18 protein-coding genes are annotated in these 23,147 nt (G+C 49.8%); 5 read left to right on the top strand and 13 right to left on the bottom strand.

Annotation, left to right across the window (positions count from 1 at the left end):
* The first annotated feature begins 174 nt into the window (after nt 1-174).
* Entirely contained in the window at nt 175-2,952 is a 2,778-nt protein-coding gene (locus ACZ5R2_RS07055; RefSeq protein ID WP_464901596.1) for an insulinase family protein, read from the top strand.
* Here the strand turns inward: ACZ5R2_RS07055 and ACZ5R2_RS07050 are convergent.
* Nucleotides 2,949-3,539, bottom strand: coding sequence for a VOC family protein (locus ACZ5R2_RS07050; RefSeq protein ID WP_464901595.1), 591 nt, complete (start codon nt 3,537-3,539; stop codon nt 2,949-2,951). The two genes, ACZ5R2_RS07055 and ACZ5R2_RS07050, sit on opposite strands and share 4 nt — an antisense overlap.
* Before the next feature lie 178 nt (nt 3,540-3,717).
* Here ACZ5R2_RS07050 and argS point away from each other — a divergent pair, with 178 nt between their 5' ends.
* Both argS and ACZ5R2_RS07040 read left to right on the top strand, forming a co-directional pair.
* A complete protein-coding gene (gene argS / locus ACZ5R2_RS07045; protein ID WP_464901594.1) occupies nt 3,718-5,451 on the top strand; it encodes an arginine--tRNA ligase in 1,734 nt (577 codons plus the stop codon).
* 132 nt (nt 5,452-5,583) lie between these two features.
* Nucleotides 5,584-6,012 (top strand): HIT family protein, encoded by a 429-nt coding sequence (locus ACZ5R2_RS07040; RefSeq protein ID WP_464902328.1) that lies wholly within the window; start codon nt 5,584-5,586, stop codon nt 6,010-6,012.
* 102 nt (nt 6,013-6,114) lie between these two features.
* Here the strand turns inward: ACZ5R2_RS07040 and ACZ5R2_RS07035 are convergent, their stop codons facing one another.
* The 5 genes from ACZ5R2_RS07035 to ACZ5R2_RS07015 all read right to left on the bottom strand — a co-directional run bounded on the left by ACZ5R2_RS07035 (nt 6,115) and on the right by ACZ5R2_RS07015 (nt 11,671).
* Nucleotides 6,115-6,345 (bottom strand): FeoC-like transcriptional regulator, encoded by a 231-nt coding sequence (locus tag ACZ5R2_RS07035; RefSeq protein ID WP_464901593.1) that lies wholly within the window; start codon nt 6,343-6,345, stop codon nt 6,115-6,117.
* Nucleotides 6,342-8,618 carry a Fe(2+) transporter permease subunit FeoB gene (gene feoB, locus ACZ5R2_RS07030; protein ID WP_464901592.1) on the bottom strand — a complete coding sequence of 759 codons (2,277 nt, stop codon included), beginning with the start codon at nt 8,616-8,618 and terminating at the stop codon, nt 6,342-6,344. The genes ACZ5R2_RS07035 and feoB overlap by 4 nt, the downstream gene beginning before the upstream one ends.
* Nucleotides 8,615-8,845 (bottom strand): FeoA family protein, encoded by a 231-nt coding sequence (locus tag ACZ5R2_RS07025; RefSeq protein WP_464901591.1) that lies wholly within the window; start codon nt 8,843-8,845, stop codon nt 8,615-8,617. The genes feoB and ACZ5R2_RS07025 overlap by 4 nt, the downstream gene beginning before the upstream one ends.
* Before the next feature lie 621 nt (nt 8,846-9,466).
* Nucleotides 9,467-10,303 (bottom strand): helix-turn-helix transcriptional regulator, encoded by an 837-nt coding sequence (locus ACZ5R2_RS07020; protein WP_464901590.1) that lies wholly within the window; start codon nt 10,301-10,303, stop codon nt 9,467-9,469.
* Between the two features lie 492 nt (nt 10,304-10,795).
* Nucleotides 10,796-11,671 carry a zinc ABC transporter substrate-binding protein gene (locus tag ACZ5R2_RS07015; RefSeq protein WP_464901589.1) on the bottom strand — a complete coding sequence of 292 codons (876 nt, stop codon included), beginning with the start codon at nt 11,669-11,671 and terminating at the stop codon, nt 10,796-10,798.
* An 87-nt stretch (nt 11,672-11,758) separates the two neighbouring features.
* On the opposite strand from ACZ5R2_RS07015, the gene znuC reads away from it, so the two are divergent.
* Both znuC and znuB read left to right on the top strand, forming a co-directional pair.
* Complete coding sequence (gene znuC, locus ACZ5R2_RS07010) at nt 11,759-12,541, top strand: zinc ABC transporter ATP-binding protein ZnuC (RefSeq protein WP_464901588.1); 783 nt, start codon at nt 11,759-11,761, stop codon at nt 12,539-12,541.
* Entirely contained in the window at nt 12,534-13,319 is a 786-nt protein-coding gene (gene znuB, locus ACZ5R2_RS07005) for a zinc ABC transporter permease subunit ZnuB (protein WP_464902327.1), read from the top strand. The genes znuC and znuB overlap by 8 nt, the downstream gene beginning before the upstream one ends.
* A gap of 80 nt (nt 13,320-13,399) precedes the next feature.
* Here znuB and purF read toward each other — a convergent pair whose 3' ends face one another.
* From purF to ACZ5R2_RS06970, 7 genes are all read right to left on the bottom strand, one after another.
* Nucleotides 13,400-14,917, bottom strand: coding sequence for an amidophosphoribosyltransferase (purF, locus tag ACZ5R2_RS07000; RefSeq protein ID WP_464901587.1), 1,518 nt, complete (start codon nt 14,915-14,917; stop codon nt 13,400-13,402).
* A gap of 30 nt (nt 14,918-14,947) precedes the next feature.
* Nucleotides 14,948-15,439 carry a CvpA family protein gene (locus ACZ5R2_RS06995; RefSeq protein WP_438460668.1) on the bottom strand — a complete coding sequence of 164 codons (492 nt, stop codon included), beginning with the start codon at nt 15,437-15,439 and terminating at the stop codon, nt 14,948-14,950.
* 62 nt (nt 15,440-15,501) lie between these two features.
* Entirely contained in the window at nt 15,502-16,080 is a 579-nt protein-coding gene (locus ACZ5R2_RS06990; RefSeq protein ID WP_464901586.1) for an SPOR domain-containing protein, read from the bottom strand.
* The gene (gene folC, locus ACZ5R2_RS06985) at nt 16,081-17,349 is read right to left on the bottom strand and encodes a bifunctional tetrahydrofolate synthase/dihydrofolate synthase (protein WP_464901585.1); all 1,269 of its coding nucleotides are present in this window, start codon (nt 17,347-17,349) and stop codon (nt 16,081-16,083) included.
* A 37-nt stretch (nt 17,350-17,386) separates the two neighbouring features.
* Nucleotides 17,387-18,313: an acetyl-CoA carboxylase, carboxyltransferase subunit beta gene (gene accD, locus ACZ5R2_RS06980; RefSeq protein WP_464901584.1), complete on the bottom strand. Its 927-nt coding sequence runs from the start codon at nt 18,311-18,313 to the stop codon at nt 17,387-17,389.
* Between the two features lie 298 nt (nt 18,314-18,611).
* Complete coding sequence (gene truA / locus ACZ5R2_RS06975) at nt 18,612-19,406, bottom strand: tRNA pseudouridine(38-40) synthase TruA (protein WP_438460664.1); 795 nt, start codon at nt 19,404-19,406, stop codon at nt 18,612-18,614.
* A gap of 302 nt (nt 19,407-19,708) precedes the next feature.
* Nucleotides 19,709-23,137, bottom strand: coding sequence for a FimV/HubP family polar landmark protein (locus ACZ5R2_RS06970; RefSeq protein ID WP_464901583.1), 3,429 nt, complete (start codon nt 23,135-23,137; stop codon nt 19,709-19,711).
* Nucleotides 23,138-23,147: the final 10 nt, after the last annotated feature.

The following is a 23,147-nucleotide window of genomic DNA, read 5'->3' as shown; positions in this document are numbered from 1 at the left end:
CGACTTTAAGCGTCTAGTATATTTGCTTAAACTACCACTCTGTAACAAGTTTTTTTATTAACAATTTTACCTAGCACAACTTTGCCGCCATACTAGTAGGCAACGCGAGACTGTCCATTTTAGGTCGTAATGGGAGTACCACTTCAATCACCAGACAACCACCGGAGCCCTCCCGTGCACATTAGCCCAAACGATAACAGCCACTACCAAGCTCTGACCCTAGATAATCAACTCAGGGTTCTTGTAATCAGCGATGAGAATGCGCAAAAGTCGGCTGCGGCACTAGCGGTTAACGTCGGGCACTTTGACGACCCCCAAGACAGACAAGGGTTGGCGCATTATCTCGAGCACATGTTGTTTTTGGGTACAGAGCGGTTCCCTGTAGTGGGCGACTTTCAACGCTTTATCAGTCAGCATGGCGGCAGCAACAATGCTTGGACGGGTACCGAGCACACCTGCTATTTTTTTGATATCAGCAACGAGCACTTTGAGCCAGGCCTAGAACGCTTTAGTCAGTTTTTTGTCGCCCCGCTGTTTAATCCAAACGCAGCCGACAAAGAGCGCCACGCGGTTGACTCAGAATATAAGATGAAAATCAGTGACGATAGCCGTCGCATTTATCAGGTGCACAAAGAGCTGATTAACCAAGAACACCCCTTCAGCCAGTTCTCCGTCGGCAGTATTGATACCCTCGAGGATCGAGATAGCCAATCCATCCGTGACGTCGTGATGCAATTTCACCAGCAGGAGTACTCCGCCGATCTCATGACTCTGGTGCTTATCAGCCCATTGAGCCTTGAACTACTGACCGGGTTGGCGAAGACCTATTTCAGTCCCATCTCTAATATCGCCAAGGCAGACAAACAAGTGAAGCCACCTTTTGTCACTGATGAGACCATAGGTTTGAGGGTGAATATCGAGCCCATCAAAGAGATGCGCAAATTATCCATCTCTTTCGTCCTACCGGCCATGGACAGCTATTATCAAACCAAGCCGCTGTCGTACATTGCGCATATGATTGGCTATGAAGGACCGGAAAGCTTGATGATCAAGCTCAAGCAGCTCGGTTGGATCGTCAGTCTGTCTGCTGGCGGCGGCGTCAGTGGCAGCAATTACCGCGAGTTTACGATTGGTTGCTCCCTCACTGAGCTCGGATTGGAGCATGTCGATGAAATTGTCCAGGCCATCATGCAGTACATTCGCTTAATTGAGAATGAGGGACTGGATGCTTGGCGCTACGACGAGAAGCGTGCAGTGCTTGAGGCGGCTTTTCGCTTTCAAGAACCAACTCGCACGCTAGACAAAGCCAGCCACCTGGTGGTCAATATGCAGCACTATCACAGCGACGATTATGTCTACGGTGATTACATGATGCTCAACTATGATTCAGTGGCCATCAAACAAGCTCTGAGCTTTTTTACCACCAACAATGCAAGAATATCATTGGTTGCAAAAGGGCTTGAGTTCGACCAAGAAGCGCAGTGGTATTTTACCCCCTATGCCAGTCGCTCTATTTCCGCTGCCGAGCACGAGCTTTATGCCACCGATGACCCAAGGTTCGTTTGCGGTTTGCCTCAGCAAAACCCGTTTATCTGCTACGACCTAGAGCCTAAAGCAGTCGAGGCACATGAGGAGGTGCCCAAGATCATCGAAGAAGCTGAAGGATTCGCCTTGTGGCACCTGCAAGATGATCACTATCGCGTGCCAAAAGGCATGAGCTATATTGCCATCGACAGTCCACATGCGGTTTCATCACCCAGCAATATTGTAAAAACGCGTTTGTGCGTCGAAATGCTCCTAGACTCCCTCTCCGAGGACACCTACCAAGCCGAGATTGCTGGAATGGGCTACAACCTCTATACCCATCAGGGTGGCGTGACCCTCACTGTGTCAGGTTTTTCACAAAAGCAGCCGGAGCTGCTCAAAATGATCCTGCGTAAATTTACCGAGCGTAGTTTCAACCCAGCGCGCTTTCAAACTATTAAGACTTTGCTGGCCCGCAGTTGGAATAATGCGGCCAAAGACCGTCCAATATCCCAATTGTTCAATACCATGACTGGCTTATTGCAACCCAATAACCCGCCTGCTTCTGTACTCGCTGCGGCGCTCGAATCGATAGAGCTTGATCAACTGCCGCCGTTTGTCGAACAGCTACTTGCCACTTTGCATGTTGAGATGTTTGTCTACGGCGACTGGACCCGCTCTGAGGCTCTGGCTCTGGGTGAGACGATCAAAGATGCCTTGCGAGTCAAGAATCAAACCTACAAGGAATCCCTGCGCCCGCTGATCATGCTTGGTAGCGAAGGGACTTATCAGCGTGAACACCAGTGTGGTCAAGACGACTCTGCGGTGGTGGTGTACTACCAATGTCCAAGTAACGACACCCGCTCAATCGCCTTGTACTCACTTGCCAACCACCTGATGTCAGCCGCATTCTTTAATGAGATCCGTACCAAGCAGCAACTTGGCTACATGGTAGGCACCGGTAATATGCCGCTTAATCGACACCCTGGGATTGTCCTTTACGTCCAGTCGCCAAAAGAGGGCCCGAGTGCCCTGATGCACTCGATAGACGAGTTCCTCAATGCTTTCTATCTGCTGCTGATTGAGTTAAATGAATACCAATGGCACAGCAGTAAACGCGGTTTATGGAATCAGATCGCAACGCCAGATCAAACCATGCGCAGCCGAGGGCAGCGTCTCTGGGTCGCGATTGGCAACAAAGACCATGATTTTGATCAGAAGGAGCAGGTGCTCAATGAGCTGAAATCGCTCACGCGTGCCGATATGATTCGTTTTGTCGTCAACGAGCTCAAACCCCGTGCATCTAACCGCTTAGTTATGCACTGCACCGGGGCCGCTCATCAAGACAGTGAGCCCTTGGTGCTTGGTCACCAAATCGGCTCTATCGACGAATTTCAGCTTAAACCCAAAGACTGCGAGCTGGGCTAATCTTGTTCAGAGGCGACAATCAAACGCAGACTGTGCGGATGCAGCTTGATGCACACACCTTGATATTTTATCGCCAAGGTAGGGTTAGCGAGGCGCTCACCCTCCCCTTTGGGGCTGGATAACTTGAGCGTAGCACCGAGCTGCTCGGCCTTGCGCTGCAGATCACTCAAGCCCTCAATACGCTCTAGATCGCTGACGAAATCCTCCATCGTCTGAGCATCCGATGGAATAACAAACTCTACGTGCTCCCATCCTTGCTGTGGATATAGCTTACCCTCAGCGGGAAAAGGCAACTCAAGGCACTCTATCTGCCAAGCATCAACAATAAGGGGTTGGTGGAAACGACTGACGATGATTGGCCGTTGATTGATCTCCGCAGAGGAGATTTCCTCCCCATACGCCTGCCAAGCTAGCCTCGCTTGCTCGGCAATATCAGTATCATTGATCCTCATTGCAATATGATCCGCCTGATAGGGACTAAGGTCTATATCCAGCAAGTCCGCGAGCTGGGTAATTTTTTGCATAAAGTGAGGCAAATCTTCTAACATTTGCTGAGGTGCAAGGCGTAAGGTATCCAGTGAGGTCATATTTTTTCTCTAATTCGACGCAATGCTTGGCACTATAGCGCTTCTAACGAAAAATTTCCCTAAATCCTCTCTGTATGACAACCAATAAAGTTGTTATCATTAGCGCCATTTTTGTGAACTACTACAAATCTCAGTCTGCTTATACTGGGCTTTCGTCCTTGAAATGAAGGAAACGCGTGTGAATATCCAAGCACTTATTAATGACAAAGTATCTCAGGCTCTCGAAGCCGCTGGCGCACCTGCAGGCAGCCCTGCTGCTGTCCGCCAATCTGCAAAGCCACAATTTGGTGACTACCAAGCTAACGGTGTGATGGGTGTTGCGAAGAAACTTGGCACCAATCCACGAGAATTTGCTCAGAAAGTGCTCGATGTTCTAGACCTAGATGGTATCGCGAGCAAAGTTGAGATTGCTGGCCCTGGCTTTATCAATATCTTCCTAGATGAAGCGTTTTTGGCTCAGCAGGCTGATGTGGCGCTGGCTGACGCTCGCTTAGGTGTGGCCGCCGAATTCCCACAAACCATCGTTGCCGACTACTCTGCACCAAACGTAGCCAAAGAGATGCACGTAGGTCACCTGCGCTCAACCATCATTGGTGATGCGGTTGTGCGTACACTTGAGTTCCTCGGGCATGATGTGATCCGTGCGAACCATATCGGTGACTGGGGCACCCAGTTTGGCATGTTGATCGCTAACCTTGAGCGTGTACAGCAAGAGTCTGGTGAGGTCTCTATGGAGCTGTCGGATCTTGAGGCTTTCTACCGTGAATCGAAAAAACTCTACGATGAAGACGAAGAGTTCGCAGTTAAGGCACGTAACTACGTGGTGAAACTGCAAGGTGGCGATGAGTTCTGCGGCGAGATGTGGAAGAAGCTAGTCGACATCACTATGATCCAGAACCAACGCAACTACGACCGCCTGAACGTGTCACTGTCTCGTGATGATGTCATGGGTGAGAGTCAGTACAACCACATGCTGCCTGGCATCGTGGCTGACCTAAAAGCGCAGGGCCTAGCGGTTGAAGATGACGGCGCGCAAGTGGTGTTCCTAGACGAATACAAAAACAAAGATGGTGACCCTATGGGTGTTATCATCCAAAAACGTGATGGTGGCTTCCTCTACACCACCACAGATATCGCTTGTGCCAAGTACCGCTATGAAGAGTTTGGCGCAGACCGCGTGCTGTACTTCATCGACTCGCGTCAGCACCAACACCTTATGCAGGCTTGGACTATCGTACGTAAAGCGGGTTACTTGCCAGAGCATGTCTCTCTTGAGCACCATGCGTTTGGTATGATGCTGGGCAAAGATGGCAAACCATTCAAGACTCGTGCTGGTGGTACTGTCCGTCTGGCAGACCTGCTTGATGAAGCCGAAGAGCGTGCAGCAAAACTAATTGAATCGAAAAATCCAGAGTTGGATGCGGACGAGAAAACCAAGATTGCTAACACAGTAGCGATGGCTGCGGTCAAGTACGCAGATCTTTCTAAGCACCGCACCACCGACTACGTGTTCGATTGGGATAACATGCTGGCCTTTGAGGGCAACACCGCGCCATACATGCAGTATGCCTACACGCGTGTTGCTTCTGTGTTTGCCAAAGCTGGCGTAGCCATGGACTCGCTAGAGGGTGAGATCAAGGTTACCGACGAGAAAGAAAAAGCCCTAATCGCCAAGTTGCTTCAGTTTGAAGAAGCCGTACAAGCGGTGGCTCGCGAAGGTCAGCCACACATCATGTGTAGCTACCTGTTCGAGCTTGCAGGTCAGTTCTCAAGCTTCTACGAGGCTTGCCCAATCCTGACCGCTGAAGACGAATCGGTTAAGCAGAGCCGCCTAAAACTGGCTGCACTGACGGCGAAAACTATTAAGCAAGGCTTGGCGCTGCTCGGTATCGATACACTTGAGCGCATGTAAGCGTCGCTTCTTGATGTAATGAGCTTTAGGCAAGAAGCTTGAAGCAATAAGAACGTAAAAAGGTTGACGCGAGAGCGTCAACCTTTTGTTTTATATAGCCAAGAACCATGGAGAGAAGATGGAATGAATACCATGAGTTTTGAATTGCATCCACAGCTCAGTGCGGATACCAGTGTTATCGGCCACTTTCCCTTGTGTGTTGCCCTACTCCACCGTGACAACGCAGTGCCTTGGGTTATCTTAGTGCCGAGACGCAATCACCTTAAAGAGCTTCACCACCTGCCAATGAAAGAGCAACAACAATTTCTGCTTGAATCACAAGCGGTGAGCCAAGCGCTTGAGGCCACCTTTCGTCCAGATAAGCTCAATCTAGGCGCACTTGGCAACATGGTGCCTCAGTTGCATTTTCATCATATCGCTCGCTTCAAAGACGATGTTGCTTGGCCTGGCCCTGTATGGGGCAACACACCGGGCAAGTTTCGCTCTGAACAGGATCAGCAAGCGATGCTGACTAGGATACAAAACGTGCTGTCACTAAGTTCACTGTTTAAAAAAGCCTAGCCCAATGGCAAGCCTGGTGCACCTTTGATCTTGCCCAGCTCGTAGCGATTGCCAGACAAGATCATTGACCATTGGGTTGAACGCAGCATTCGATGCTGCCGTTTAAATGGTCACTGTCACACTTAAACTGCCTGGCTTAACCAGGCTGTACTTAACCTGCGCCGCTTGCCCAGAGGTGGATTGATTAATCGTGCGCGTGACACGGCCTTTATTGATCCAAACTGCCATCATGGCATCAACACCATCCTCGCTCAGGGCAAAGTGACCTGCTAAGTGTGACTGAGTACTGGGCCCAAACTCGGCAAGATAATCCAGCAGCTGCGTCAATATCATACCAGTTGCACCTGCGCCCTTGCGTCAGCTTGTTTAGCGGCAACACGCTTGAGAACTAACACGCTTGCACCGCCCACCGCAACAATCGCAAACAGCCAAACGGCACTTGTCATCGGGTGCTGGCTAAAGTGCATCAACTGGTGATAGAAAGTCGCGGCCCCATACGCAAGCCCCATGGTGTAAATCGCAATATAGCGAGCGAATGTCTGACCAAACTCTCTCACATAGGCCCCCATTGCGGCGATACACGGGGTGTACAACAAGATAAATACCAAGTAAGCAAATGCTGCATGAACAGATGCAAACTGTTGATTTATATTAGAAAAAATAGAACGATCTACTTCTTGTTCCTCAGCGAATATGGTCAAATCACTCAGATCACCAACCTCAACCCCCAATGGATCACTAAAGCTAAGATCCGCGAGGTTTTGTGGAATGGACATCACCGCTTCTTCTAGGCTAGCCAAAAGATCATACTCCTCCTCGTCACCCTCTTCCGAAGTGTAGAGGTTATTCAACGTACCAACGACCGCTTCTTTGGCAAAGATACCCGTGATGATCCCGACCGTCGCAGGCCAGTTTTCTTGCTCTATTCCCATAGGGCTAAAGACCGGAGTGACCACCTGAGCGACTTGCGACAATACTGATTTTTCGCTGTCCTCATTACCAAAGGTGCCATCAGTACCCAGCGAATTGAAGAAGCTTAGGATGGTGACTACCACCACGATAGTTTTTCCTGCCCCCAGCACGAAGCGTTTAAGCTTCAGCCAGGTCTTAATCAATACATTCTGAGCGCTCGGCAACTCATAGTCTGGCATCTCCATAACAAAGCTATCACTGCTGCCAGGATAGAGAGTATGCTTCAATACCAACCCGGTGAGTACCGCCGCTAGGATGCCAATGACGTACAGACCAAACACCACGTTTTGCCCAGAGTTTGGGAAAAACGCCGCAGCGAATAACGCATATACGGGCAGCCTTGCACCACAAGACATAAAAGGGGCCATCGCTGCAGCCAGCTTACGCTCACGCTCTTGATCTAGGGTTCGAGTCGCCATAATCGATGGGACATTACAGCCAAAACCCAGTACCAATGGGACAAACGCTTTGCCGGGTAAACCGACCTTTTGCATCACCTTATCCAACACAAACGCGGCACGTGCCATATAACCTGAGCTCTCGAGCATGGCTAAGAAAAGATACAACGCCGCTATCACAGGGATGAAGGTCGCAACGGTTTGTACCCCGCCACCAATGCCATCCGCAAGGATCGTCACCAGCCATACAGGTAATAGGTCATCCAGTAGGTAGTGTCCCCCGTCAACTAATAGTGCGCCGACGCCAATATCAAAAAAGTCGATAAACGCGCTGCCCACATTGATAGAAAACATGAACATTAGGTACATGATGGCGAAAAACAGTGGGATGCCGAGCCAGCGATTTAATAGTACTCGGTCGATGGACTCACTGACCTTGCGGCTAGTATGCCCTTCTCTACGGCGGACGGTTTTACACAGCTGATGCAAGAAGGTATAGCGAACGTTGGCAAGCTGCAGATCGATATCAACATCCAGCTGCGAGAGTTGATGGTTGACCGACTGATGAACTGAGTCAGAAAGCTCCCGTAACAACACGTCATCCTTGGTCAAGGCTCTGATCGCCAGTGCTCGCGCTGCAACGTGTGACGATTTAAAACAGTTGGTCAAGGCCTCAATCGCGCGCGTCATGGGCTGACCATAATCTAGGCTAAACGGCTCGACCGCGACACCTTGGTCGAGATACTCAAGCAGGCTTAGTTTGAGCTGAGCGATGTCTTGTTTATTGGTCGCCGATAGTAACAAAACCGGGCAACCTAGCTCGGCCTCAAGCGCACGGATATCGATTCGCTGACGCTCACGCTCAAGCGCATCGTGTTTGTTGAGCACCACAATCATTGGTCGCCCCAACTCACGCAGTTGCGTCGTCATATACAAACTTCGCTCCAAGCTAGTTGCATCAACGACATTGATGATTAAGTCGGCATTAGAGTGGAGAATCGCTGAACTGGCGATATGCTCATCAAGGCTATTGTGATCATTGCCGCTATCGAGCGAATAGATACCCGGCAAATCGATCAGCGTAATCTGTTGGCCTTGGTGCTCCAAACGGCCAGTTTTCTTTTCTACCGTCACGCCTGCCCAGTTACCCACCTGCTGCTTGGCACCAGTCAGCGCGTTGAATAGGGTGGTTTTGCCACTATTAGGATTACCTACGGTAAGTATCTGATAATTCATGACGTCACCTGAACCTTGATCATCTCAGCAACACTGCTGCGAATCGCGAGGGAGACGCCGCGAGCTTCGATCTGAACTGGGTCACCCATAGGTGCTTTACGGATCATGCGAATGGGTGTGCCAGGGAGCAGTCCCATGATCATCAATTTTCTACGGATGTCGCCGCAAAGCAGTGCCATATCGACGACCTTGGCTTCTTTTCCTGGCTGCAGTTGAAATAAGTCCATCCTATACCACCTAGTAATAATGAAAAGAATTCGTATTTGAATCATCATACTCGTGGCAGAGCCGATACAATTGATCGAGATCATTCTTTACACAATGTGTATCAAAATGTTGCATCAATTAAGATAGGCTAGTTGAATTTGGTGCACCAACAGAGCGCACAGGCTAGTGCATTAGCGGCCAAAATGGTTCAAAAATATAATTTCATCCCGCTCATTCTAAGACTGTCGTTGAAGTTATAGTCCCTGTCGCATTACCAATAAATAATTTTTTTCAGTGACTTATATTCTACTAATCCACGTAAACGCCTAACGCGATAGTGGAAAGTCGAACCAGAGGTGGGCCCTAAGTGGCATCACTATGGCAGTATGCGAAGGTACCTTTGGTACCCGTGGCATTGTCCCCCGGTCGTGCCACGTTATTTTTTCTCTCTGTGTTCGAAGAGTCGAGAAGCGAGATCGCGGTGCTGCGAGAGGCGAGATGTGATCGTTGTTTATCCTTACTCTAACGATACGGTTTGTACTGGCTGTAATTGCGTTTGGGAGTTCTTACAACGCGGCTATCACGCGCATGAAATTCCTCGCTACTCTAGGGGCAATGCCTGTTCCCGTACCACGGTGCTTTTATTGACGTTGCAGTGCGAACTGGCTGGGGGTTACGCCGTACTGCTGTTTGAATTTTTGGCTAAAGTAGGAGTGATCATTGAATCCGCATTGATAGGCTACATAAGATACCGAAGCCCCTTCGAGCAGTAGTTTGCTCGCCTTGGCCAAGCGAAGTAAATTGACCGCCTCTGTGACTGTACTGCCCGTCATCTGTTTAAACCTGCGCTGCAGACTTCGCTCGGAGATAAATAGCTGTTTGGCCAATTTTGCTGTAGTGAAACTGGCATCATTGCACTGTGACTCGATTATACCCATGACCTGAGTTAACCATTGCTGCTGCTCGTCATTAAAACCTGAAGGGTGGCGATCAATGGCTTTAAATCCGGCTGATTTCTCAGTGATAGCTGCTGTTTGCGTATTCCTAACGACTTTGCCTTTTTGTAAGTGGTGTATGCGACTGAGCCTTCGCCAAAGGACAATAGTTGCCGTTGCCAGCAGAATACCAACCAGGAGTAAAATGTATCGATAATTTGAATTCAGCCAAGAGCTTTCAACCACTATAAGTATGGATTGGGGTACAACATCATCGTGCTTGGGGAGGATCCCCGTGGCTTTAAGCTTATCTTTAAAGCTAGCATCCGGACGAAGAAATTGATCCAAAGTGATTTGGCCCCAATGAATATCTGTGATACTGAGGTGAGCATCGCTCTCGACCTTAACTATATCTGCCAACAAGAAGGAGCTCAGTTGCTGACTAGAGGGCTGATAAAAGTAAAGATACTTGTTATCACTAAACCATAACCAATCTTGGATCTCTCCCATCGAGGTTATCGCAGGCCCTGGAGGCAAGGTCATCTCAATTTGTGCCTCACGATAGGGGCTGAAACGTATAATTTTTCGATCTTCAAAACTCCAAAAATCATCGTTGGAATCGCTTAAGTGCAACCAAGGCGGCTCGGAGGAACCTTGGCTTAGAGAGCCAAGCTGTCGATTAACAAGCAAACGACTTTTTTCAATATGCTCATAGGTCCAAATCCCACCGTTTGGCCGTTCAAATAGTCTATGGCTACTGCTTTCCTGTACAGGTAAATGATTAGGGAGGAGAGAGAAAACTGGCTGTTCTGAGGCTAGCCCGGTGGCGCAAAACCCACAAAGCAAGCCTGTTATAAACACGATTAAAATATATTCTCGCAAATGATCCGCACCCAACTACTGGCTGTATTCCGATGCACATAGACAATGTGCTGCATACTAGAGAAAAGTTATATCAGGATCACTGTGGATAAGGTAGCAAGGATTAGTGTTGCGACTAAATTTGCGACACACTGCAAATTTAGTCGACGTGGTTTATAGTAAACAGTCAGTAAAGCTCGAGGCTATTTGGCGAGCATACTCAATATAACTTCCTGATTTTGCCTCTATAGTCGAAGCAACTGGGTCAAGAATACCAACGGGCACATCCGTGCCGCGAGTAACAGATTGAATCACAGCCGGGGTAAATTGTGGCTCAGCAAACACACATTTTGCCTCTCCTTTCGCCAACGTGGTGCGGATTTGGATCAAGGTTTTTGCTCCGGGCTTTCTCTCAGGGCTGACCGTAAAATGCCCCAGTTTATTAAGACCAAACTCCTCTTCAAAGTAACCATAAGCATCATGAAAGACGAAATAGCCGTGTTCACGGACCGGGGATAGAGCCTCAACTAACTCCTGTTTGACCACTTGGAGTTGAGAAGAAAATACCTGATAGTTATCAAGATATTGCTGCTCGTTCTCTGGGTCTAGTAGAGCAAGTTGCTCAGCGATAGCCTCAGCAATACGATCGGTGAAACTGATACCGAGCCAAAAATGGGGATCGATGGAGCCATGATTATGTCCATCATGGGCCTGCAAATCTGCAAACTCTCGAAATTTGATGCCTTCCAACTCACTGAGCGTAATTACCCGACGGTCATTTTTGACCATACGACTCATAAATGTCTCAAGCTCTGGACCAAACCAGATGATCACATCCGCGTCACGGATTTTTTTCGCATCGGAGGGTCGCATGGCGTAATCGTGAGGAGACGCACTCGAATTCATTAGCACCCTTGGCTGGCTCACACCCTGGGTAAGCTCTAACGTGATCATTTGAATTGGCTTGATACTGGTGAGGATTTCTACCGCTCTTGCTGGGAAAGAAAACAAGCAGCAAAGCAAGCATACTGACGTTATATGTTTGATCATCTTTGACCTTTTCACGGCTGAAGTTGGTATTGAGCGTTGAATTGATGTTACATTATAACATTCACTGGATGCAAATGAGTTTCATCTATGACCCCGATACTGGCTTTACAAGACATCAGCGTCAGCTTCGCGCAGCGAAGCATATTGGACCGTGTTTCCCTCTCACTTGAGCGAGGCAAAATCACCACCTTGATTGGGCCAAACGGTGCCGGAAAATCCACACTAGTAAAGGTCTTATTAGGCATCATCAAGCCCCATTCAGGAACGATCGATAGCCCAGCATCGCTTCGCTATGGCTACGTGCCGCAAAAACTCACCTTGAATGAAACCCTGCCACTACGAGTCGAGCGATTTTTAAAGCTGGCTCATCGCCACAGCCAGCAAGAAATCCAAGACTCCCTCAAGCTCGTTGGTGCCGAGCACCTTCAACAACACACGATGGCTACACTGTCCGGTGGTGAAACGCAACGAGTCCTGCTCGCCCGTGCTCTGTTACAGCGGCCCGATGTATTGGTACTTGATGAGCCTGCCCAGGGGGTGGATGTTCAGGGGCAGATCGACTTGTATGAGCTCATTGATAACGTTCGTCACCGCTTTAACTGCGCCATCTTAATGGTATCCCATGACCTGCACCTAGTGATGGCGAAAACCGATCACGTGGTTTGTTTGCAACACCATATCTGCTGCTCAGGTGCGCCTGATGTGATCTCACGCCACCCGGAGTACTTGGCACTGTTTGGTCATACCTGCAATGAAGGGCTAGCGCTGTATACCCACCACCATCAACATCATCATGACTTGTCAGGCAATCCTGTGGCCGGTCATGCAAATGAGTGTCATAACCCTCAACACGGACATCATCATGATTGATTTTCTCCTTCCCTCACTATTGGCTGGATTGGGTGTCGCGCTCATCGCTGGGCCATTAGGGTCATTTGTGGTATGGCGAAGAATGGCCTATTTTGGCGATACCCTCGCCCACGCATCACTGATGGGCCTTGCTCTAGGATTGTTATTGGACATCAATCTGTATCTTGCCCTGACCTTCTGCTGCCTCGTGCTCGCAGCCTTGCTGGTAGTATTACAAAAGCAACGCTTGATAGCGACCGATACACTGCTGGGTATCCTCGCCCACAGCGCGTTATCGTTTGGCCTAGTAGCGGTTAGTTTCTTGGATGACGTGCGCATCGACTTAATGAGCTATCTTTTTGGCGATCTTTTGGCTATCAGCCCAAGTGATTTGTGGTTTATTTACGCAGGTGTGATATTGGTGCTCGTCGTCCTCGGCCTCGTTTGGCACCCTTTACTCAATTCGACCGTCAATGAGGAGTTAGCCGCTGTTGAAGGGGTCAACGTCGACCTAATGCGCCTAGTTCTGATGTTGCTGGTCGGTATGGTGATCGCGGTGGGAATGAAGTTTGTCGGCGCTCTGATCATTACCTCACTACTGATTATCCCGGCTGCAGCGGCAAGGTGCGTATCTCGTTCACCGGAACAAATGGCCTTAGTGGCGGCGGTCATTGGCGTCTTTGCCGTTTTTTCTGGACTGTATATGTCTTGGAACTGGGATACCCCTGCAGGTCCTTCCGTTGTTCTGGCGGCTACCGCGGTGTTTGCTGTCTCACAACTGGCGCCAAAGCGGACCTGACCTGATACAACGCTTCCCCAGATAAAAAAATGCCGAAGCAAAGCTTCGGCATTATGAGAAATAACCTTTATCGAGGGCGATTACGCGCCTTCGTTATGCAGCTCTAGATTAGCGAGGTCTTGCTGGATTTCACGCTGCACTTTAGCGTCATCGTTACGCAGGCCGTCAAGGAAATCAAGGTAAGCTTGGTCAATATCACCGGTTACGTACTCGCCATTGAAGACAGACGTCTCAAACAATGCCACATCCGGGTTACCAGTGCCGACTGCGGCCACAAGATCTTCCAAGGTTTGGTAGATCAGCTCATCAGCACCGATTTTCTCACAGATCTGTTGGTTATCACGACCATGCGCAATCAGCTCAGTCGCGCTTGGCATATCGATGCCGTACACGTTAGGGAAACGAATTTCCGGCGCAGCAGAGACCATGTAAACCTTGTTTGCACCCGAGTCACGAGCCATCTCAATGATCTGCTCTGAGGTCGTGCCACGAACGATTGAGTCATCAACCAACAGCACATTCTTACCCTTGAACTCTGAGCGAATGGCGTTGAGCTTACGACGAACTGACTTTTTACGCTGTTGTTGACCCGGCATGATAAAGGTACGGCCAACATAGCGGTTTTTAACGAAACCTTGGCGGTATGGCTTGTCGATCGCTTGAGCAATCTGCAGAGCAATATCACACGAGGTCTCTGGGATTGGGATCACCACATCGATGTCGAGATCAGCGTAATCTCGCTCGATACGCTCACCCAGCTTTTTACCCATCTCAAGACGCGCACTGTATACCGAGATCTTATCGATAAACGAGTCCGGACGAGCGAAGTAAACAAATTCGAAGATACATGGGTTTAGAGATGGGTTGTCGGCACACTGCTGAGTGTGAAGTTGGCCATCAAAGGTAATGTAAACCGCTTCACCGGGCGCCACATCACGCATAAAGTCAAAGCCTACCGCATCAAGTGCAACCGACTCAGAGGCTACCATGTACTCAATACGGCCATCTTGCGTCTCACGCTTACCAAGGCAAAGTGGACGGATACCATTTGGATCGCGAAACGCCACAAGGCCATGGCCAATGATCATTGCTACAACCGCATAAGCGCCACGAATCGTGCGATGAACGTTAGTGATCGCGCGGAACACGTCTTCCACGGTCACATTGCCTTTCACCATGTCGATTTCATGAGCGAGTACGTTAAGTAGAACCTCTGAATCTGATGTGGTGTTAACGTGACGACGGTCTTTTTCGAATAGCTTCTCACGAACTTTATGGGCATTGGTTAGGTTACCGTTATGCGCCAGTGAGATACCAAATGGAGAGTTGACGTAAAAAGGCTGAGCCTCAGATGCGCTTGAGCTGCCAGCCGTTGGGTAACGCACGTGACCAATACCCACCGTTCCCTGCAAGCGCTGCATGTGTTTTGCTTCAAACACATCTTTTACCAATCCATTGGCTTTGCGTAGACGAAAACGATTGCTATCGATGGTACAAATTCCCGCCGCATCTTGACCACGGTGCTGCAAAACAGTCAAAGCGTCATAGATTGACTGATTTACCAGGGAATTCCCAACGATTCCTACGATACCACACATGTGTTTACCCTCGGTTTAACTGTGACGGCGCTATAATGCGCCGGATAAAAAGCTTGAAGTTTCAGTTAAGTGCTCGAAAAACGGCGCGATGATCAGTCTAAATTCACTGACCAATTGCGAGTTTTTCCACCACTCTGACTCTGGAAACGAAGTGAACGCATCCAAAAAAAATAGTGCTGCCGATACAATCAGTACCCCACGTAACCCACCAAAGACAATCCCTAAAACGCGGTCTGTTCCAGAAAGACCGGTTTTTTGTACTAGCTGTCCGATTACGTAGTTCACCACTGCGCCAACGACTAGGGTCGCTATAAACAAGGCTGCAATCGCGGCACCGTTGCGCACAAGGTCATCCTGAATATTGTCAAAGTAGACCGCAAGTTTGGCATAGTAATTACTGGCGATAAAAAAGGCGCCAAACCACACCACCAGAGACAGCGCCTCTTTGGTGAATCCTCTAACCAAACTGATCAACGCCGATAGGCCGATCACACTCAAAATGACAATATCTAATGTATTCATGGCAGCTTCATTATTAAGTTGGCGCGCATTTTAACAGAAAAAACGCTGACGCAAACGTTTTCTTAAGGGTTTAGTGGTTTAAACTTAAGCAATTGACCTTTTAAGCTGGTAATTCCTTCCAGCTCGGTCAGTTGTTTCTCAAGGTTAGTTTTTGACACATCAGGGCCGATAATCACCCGAGTCAGACCATTTTCATCTTTGGTATGAGCTCGATAGCCGCGGTCTCGCAAGTCTTTTGCCATATTGATCGCGTTGTCTTTATTGCGCAGCGCCACCAACTGGATTATCCAGCCAGAGTCCTGGTATTGGTTTCGCTCTGGCACTTCGCTCACCACCACCTCGACAATATCCTCCACAGGCTGCGTGGCTTTGTCATCGACCTCAGACTCACTCGGCTCAACGGAAGGCACATCCGCAATCACCATCTCAACGGGTGAGTCCGGTAGCTTTATCTCATCCACTTCAGGCTCTAGCACCTCAAACACCTCAGGGTTTTCATCCACCAATGGTTTGATCGGTATACTAGCAACCTCATCGGTATAGTGCTGCTTCTTGCCATCAAACACATCGGGTAGGACGATGATCCCCACCGCCACTAAGATAATGGTACCGACCAAGCGGCTTTGAAACTTACTGACCATTTAGTCTCCTTGTTGCTCAATAAACGCCAGCACCTCGCCAACCGTATGGAAAGAGCCCACCACCAAAATCAGCTCACCAGGCTGCGCCTTTACTTGTGCAGCTTGGAATGCCGCCGCTGGGTTGTCATAACTGGCGACAACTTGTGGCAAATGCTGACACAGCTCCTTAGCGGTAGCCGCTCGCGGCCCCTCTAGGGAAGCAGGGTACCAATTGGCTGAGATCTCGCTCAATTGCGTGAGGGTGGCGGCAATGTCTTTATCGTGCAGCATCGCCACCACGGTATGAATCACCGTATTTGGGTATTGCTGTTTGATCTGCTCGACTAAGTACTGCGCCGAATGAGGGTTGTGCGCCACATCCAAGAGTACCTCTGGATTCGCGGCGATTTTTTGCATCCGCCCTGGAAGCTCAGCGGTTTCAAGACCCTTAACAATATTGACATCACTGATGTCCAGCTCAGCACAACCCAGTGCCATCAAGGCAGTTGCCGCGTTAGCCAGCGGAAGCGCTGGAACCGGTAGATCGTCGAGGCTAAATGAGCCACTCTTCCAGCACCAAGTCTTATTCCCTGGCTCGAGCGCGTAGTCATATTGAATCCCGACTTGATGCAGCTTAGCACCGATATCATCGGCGTGACCGGCCACGGTCGCCGGAGCCTGCGGCTGACCACACACTGCCGGTTTGTTGCTGCGAAAGATCCCGGCTTTTTCAAAGCCAATCACATTGATGTCATCACCCAGCCAATCGACATGGTCAATCGCCAAACTAGTGATCACCGACACGTCATGCTCAACCACATTAGTCGCATCCAAACGACCACCGAGCCCCACTTCTAGCAGGACAACATCCACTTGCTGCTGCTTGAATTGGTAAAGGGCGGCTAAGGTGCCAAATTCAAATAAGCTTAAGCTGATATCACCACGCTGCTGCTCGATATAGGCAAATGCCTCTGTATGCGCCTCATCAGGTTGATCAACGCCATTGATTCTCACCCGCTCGTTATAGCGAATAAGATGAGGAGAGCTATACACGCCAACGGAGTATCCTGCATCAAGCAGGATCGCTTCCATCAAGGCACAGGTTGATCCCTTGCCATTAGTGCCGGCAACCGTTATTACCGTTGGGGCTGGTTTGGTTAGGCTCGCTCGCTGGCAAACCTGAGAGACACGCTCTAGACCAAGGTCGATCGCAGAGGTATGGATATGGTTTAAATAATCAAGCCACACCGAAAGAGGCGATGTGGCTTGTGGTGCAATTTGTTGGGTCATCTAATCAACCAAAATAGCGGTTTGAATTAGCTCTACTTTACCCTTTTTCTTCTGCTTCTGGTACTTCATAAGGGGCTTCTACGGGAGTTTGGTCCACAGAAACCACCAAAGGTGAGTCAGTATTGGTCATCTTGGCGATCAAACCACCAACACGCTGACGCATTTCACGTCGGTCGACGATCATATCAATCGCACCGTGCTCAAGTAGGAACTCGCTGCGCTGGAAGCCTTCTGGTAGGTCTTCGCGCACGGTTTGCTCAATCACGCGACGGCCCGCAAAACCAATCAGAGCATTCGGCTCACCGATATTGATATCACCCAGCATCGCCAAACTGGCTGACACGCCACCCATGGTCGGGTCAGTCATCACAGAAATAAACGGTAGCCCTTTCGCCGTGAGTCGCTCTAATGCAGCGCTGGTTTTTGCCATCTGCATCAGCGACATCAGTGCCTCTTGCATACGTGCACCGCCACTGGCAGAAAAACATACCAAGCCACACTCGTTCTCCATCGCCGCTTCAACCGCTTTGACAAAGCGAGCGCCAACCACAGAACCCATCGAGCCACCCATAAACGAGAACTCAAACGCACATGCGACCACTGGCAAGCCAAGCAGTTCGCCTTTCATCACCACCAAAGCGTCTTTCTCACCGCTGGCCTTTTGTGCCGCGGCTAGACGATCTTTGTAGCGCTTAGAATCCTTGAACTTCAACTTGTCGGTTGGTTCCAACTCTGTCGCCAGTTCTTGTCGATTCCCTTCATCCAAAAAGGTTTCTAAACGACGACGTGCGGGCATGCGCATATGGTGGTCACACTTAGGACATACTTCTAGGTTGCGCTCAAGCTCAGCGTGATAAAGCACCTGCTCACAGGATGTACACTTGGTCCAAACCCCTTCGGGGATAGACGCTTTGCGAGAGCTAACAATATTAGTCTTGTCTAAAATCTTTTCGAGCCAACTCATGGAGGACCTTTTTTCTCTTTTCTTTCGCAACCTTGCAAAAGATATCAATTCTTTAAATATGCTGGAGGATTAAAGCATATTAACGATAAACTGTGGATCAAAAACTGGTTGTACCTATTTCACGACAGGTTAAACGCTGGGTTTTTACTCACCCGACGAAGACACGTAAGCGTCATGAAACACTTCCTGTTTTCACTACAACCCATGACTAAAGCGACAAGCTAATCAACCACTTGCCGTTAGTATAATATTACTTAAACACCAGCAAATGTCGCCTATGGTTCACTGTTTTGTCAGTCTAGTTCAAATTCTCCGGCAAAAACAGTGGCCCCATTGGCAAGCGAGGTAATTCGAAGTCTTGGGGGTAATCAACATCCACCAGATAAAGCCCTTCTGCTTTGGCGGTTGCGGAAGCTAGTTTGCGATCTTTGGCTGCCAATAGCCATTCAATCCACTCCGGCGGTTGCTCACCGCGACCGACGGTGATCAGTGAACCTGTGATGTTGCGCACCATATGATGGACAAACGCATTGGCCTTAATGTCAATCACCACATACTGGCCGTGACGAGTAACATTCAGATGCATCAAGTTACGCCAAGGACTATTTGATTGACAATGCACGGCACGGAATGAGGTGAAGTCATTCTCGCCGAGCAGGAACTGTCCGGCTTTTTGCATCAGAGCCACATCAAGCTCACCATGATAATGGCTCACGCCTTTTGCGAGTATGCCGCCACGAAAGGGGGAGTTGAAAATCACATAGCGGTAGCGACGTGCAGTCGCACTAAAACGAGCATGAAACTCTTCTGGTACCTCTTTGGCCCAGCGCACAGCGATATCTTTAGGCATATTGGTGTTTACGCCCATCGTCCAGGCCGCCATGTTGCGCTTAGCCGTGGTATCAAAGTGCACCACTTGCCCGGTGCCATGAACCCCAGCGTCCGTACGCCCAGCACATTGAACCTCAACCGGGTGATTGGCAACCTTACTCAGGGCTTTTTCTAAGCACGCTTGAACACTGATCACCTCTCGCTGACGTTGCCAGCCAAAGTAGTTCGCACCATCGTATTCAATACCTAACGCTATTCTCATGTTTCTCTCGCTTTGTGATCCGGGTCGGGAATTATACCCAAGTCAATCTAAGTTGCCAGAATTACAAAACAGGTTCGAGAAGCAGTTTCGAGGGGCGGGTTACACTTCGTTCCGAGTCGCGAGGAGTCTGATACACGCTTCAAACGCCTCACTCACTCTAGCTGTACCCGAACACATATCTTTACATTATGAGCGTAGACGGTTTCAAGCTACACTGCATTCTGGGTAGCGAGGAGCAAGCCGCGCGATGGGCAGCTCGCACCTCGTAGGGCGAAGCCCGTCCCCGAACCCAGCCCCTGTTTTTAAGATCTTATATCGTCGATGAGGTTCTTCGCTTCGCGGCGAACTTGATCGTCACCATCAACAATGGCCTCTTCGAGCAGCTTGATTGCGCCTTGGGTATCGTTCATTTCTAAATAAATTTTCGCCAGATCAATCTTTCCTGACGCCTCTGCATCGAGATCGACATCGGCAAAGTCTACCTCACCAATCACGTCTGGAAACTCATCCAAACCGACGTTCAGATCAAGCTCCTCTTCTTGCTCTTGAGCGTCAACACTTGCCTGCTCATCAGCTTCGGCCATTAGTTGTTCGATGGTCTTAAACTGTGCATCGCTCGGGTTGAAATCTTGCTGTTGAGACCAGTCTTCATCCTCAAGCTGAGCCTGTGCAACTGGGTTGTCTTGCTGCCAAATGGGTTGCTCCTCAGCCGGAATGTCTGACTTGGCCTCGGCAACATCATCTGTGGCTTGGTCAAGTTGGAAACCATCCCAATCCTCACCGCCCATCTCGAGCATGGAATCAATATCCAGCCCTGCCGTATCCACCTGCTCTGGTGAGAAGTTTGCCGATTCTAGTGGCGTTGAAGGCTCTGTTTCCGTCTCACTCAGCCAATCGTTGAGAACATCTTCATCGATTTGTTGCGCGGCATCGCTCGAGACATCACCGGACTGGAAGAGATCGAACAGTGCATCCTGCTCTTGAGCTTGTTCAGGATCCAACTGCAATGAATCATCGAGGAAGTCATTGGGTTGCCCTGCATGAGTAGAGCCGTCTTCATCCGCTGTGTTCACTACACCTTCAGACGCATGCGCCACCTCTTCAGCCTCATTAGTCCGGGGCTCTGGTAATGGCGTTTGATCGAAGCTAATCGAATTCCCCTCATCCGACCAATCCTCACCAAGCGCTTCTTGTTCAGTAAACTGTGGCAGTTGTGCATCGTCGAAATGCAGTGGCTCATCCATCGATGGCTGAGATTCGAGCACAGGCTCAAGCTCTACCATAGGCTCAGGCATTTCATCAATACTGCCTAGTGCATCCTGCTCCGTAAACTCCGGCAGCTGCTCTTCATCAAAGTGAAGTGCCTCATCCGTCAAAGTTTGCATCGCATCAGGTTGTGGTGTTGTCTGCGATACCAGCTCTTCCGCGCTATCACGCGTGTCCTGCTCAGTAAGTTCTACTCGCTTGCTGTCATCCAAACAATGGAAATCATCGTGCATGGACTCAATGTCTAGCGCTTCTGTCTCTGATTCGGTTTGCGAGCTATCCAGTTCAATGGGTTCCAGAGCCTGCTCTTCTGCAGTTGGCTCTGCTTCGCTCTCTATCGCTGACTCAATCAGCCAATCGTCATCCTGAGGCACGCCAAATTCATTGGCGGACTCGAGATCAATCACCTCTGCTGGCTGGATTTCGTTCGCCCCTGAATCTGTATCAAATTGATTGTCTTGCTCATGGGTTAAACCAGCGTCTTGCGTCTCAATCAACGATGATTCTGGCTCTCGCGAGTGTGATAGATCGATTTCCGTTGATAGTTCGCTGGTCTGCTCAGCTAAGGGATCCTGCTCTGGTGTACGCGACGGTGTGTCAATTTCCACTGACGGTTGCTGCGTTTGACTCACCGAACTCTGTTCAATTTCAAGCAACTCATCAAACAGTTCAGTCCCATCAGATAAGTGGTCATCATCACCATTGAGTAGTGTGTCGGCCCAGCTTTCGTCATCCTCACTGAAGAGCTCGTCAAGCATCTGCTCAGAGTCGGACAAATCCAAATCTTGCTCTGATGAGGCAACCAGTTCATCGAGTAAATCGGTGCTCTCCTGGTCAATGCTGGTCAACTCTTGTTCATCAAGCAGTTCATCGAGAAGGGCCGTGCTGTCGTCAAGCGAGTCGGGCTCTAGACTATTGCTTCCCAGCTCAAGACTGTCGCTGGTGAGTTCAAGCTCATCGTCTAAGGCTTGCTCAGGTGAGTCAGACGTACTTGGCGTCAAGTCTTGTAGCAGTTCATCCAGCATCTGCTGATCGAGAGTATCACCTAGCAACGGCTCCTCATCTGCCGTGATGAACGGCATATCAATCTCTTCATCTTCTGAGAGATCAAAGTCGTCACTGAGGTTGGTATCCAAGTCAACGTCATCCAGAACTCGCTCCATCTCCTCAAGACCAAGCGGTTTTTCATCACTGCCTACCGTAGTGTTGCTGGCATTGCGCGCCAGTTGATCAAGCTCCTCATCAATATCACCGCCGTCCAGCACATCAAACATGCTGTCGTCATCTAGACTCAGATCGAGGCTATCGTCATCGCCAAGGTCAGCAAAAATATCTGGTTGCTTGTCAGTTTCACCGTCTTGGTCACCCGTGTACAAGTCTGCATCGGCAAACAACTCTTCATCGAGTAACAACCCTTCCTCTTCGTCGTCACTATCTAAAGCGAGCACTTGTGGTGCTCCTGCCATAGGTGCCTGTGGCTCAGCAGAGTCAGGCTGTGGTTCTGCCGACTGTTGAGTGCGACGCTTGATAAACGCTATCACACCAGCAAGGATCAATAGACCCGGTATCACCGCCAACAGGGTTAACCACACTGGTGAGTTGGCCAGCTTGTCTAACCCAGAGGGTGCCAGGCGCTGCTGCTCGGCCAAGCGCTCACGCTCGAGTTGGAGCATTTTTTCCACTTCGCTACGTATACGCTGCTCATCAGTGACCTCGTCACGCAGTACTGACAGCTCATTTTGCACATCAGCAAGCATTAGACGCAGCTGGTGATTGCGCTCTTCTAGCGCCATCAATTCGCTCTCAGAGAGTTCAAGCTCTTGTTTTAGCGCTTTGACCTGGGTGGGCTCAGCCGTCACACTCGGCTCTACCGCTGGTTCCAGTACTGGCGATACAACTTGCTCTGATGCTGGGGCTGCGGTTTGTGGCGGCTCAATCACCTCAGGATGCGTTACCTCAGGCTGCGCGGCGACAATCGGCGCTGGCTCTGGCAAGTGCTCAGGCGTGACCACCGGCTCTGGGGTCACTGCCGGCGTGGCCGTCAACCGTGCTTGATGTGAGTTCATAACTCGAACCGCTTGCTCGGTCGTGACACTTTGCACTTGAGCAGGCGATGGGATCCTTAGGCGACTTCCCGGGATCAACTTGTGGATATTCTGCGCTTCGAATGCACCAGGGTTTAGCTGATAGATCGCCAGCAACATCTGTTGAGTTGAGACCTGCGCATCGGGACGAAAACGCATGGCTATCTGCCACAGCGTTTCTTCGCTGCTGACAGGACCATAAAATTGAGAGGGTTCTGCTGATGGAATGACTTCACGGGTGATAACCTGCGAGTACTGCGGTGCCGCAAGCACCTCACCATTAGGGCCTTTGACACGAATGGTGTCGGCGCTGACTTGAGTAATCCCGACTCCGAATAGAATCGCGATCGGAAGCCAAAGACGTGAAGATGAAAATTGCATAGAAAGCTCA

This window comes from Vibrio sabulosilitoris (genome assembly GCF_055391395.1).
This window is presented reverse-complemented; position numbering and strand designations above follow the sequence as displayed.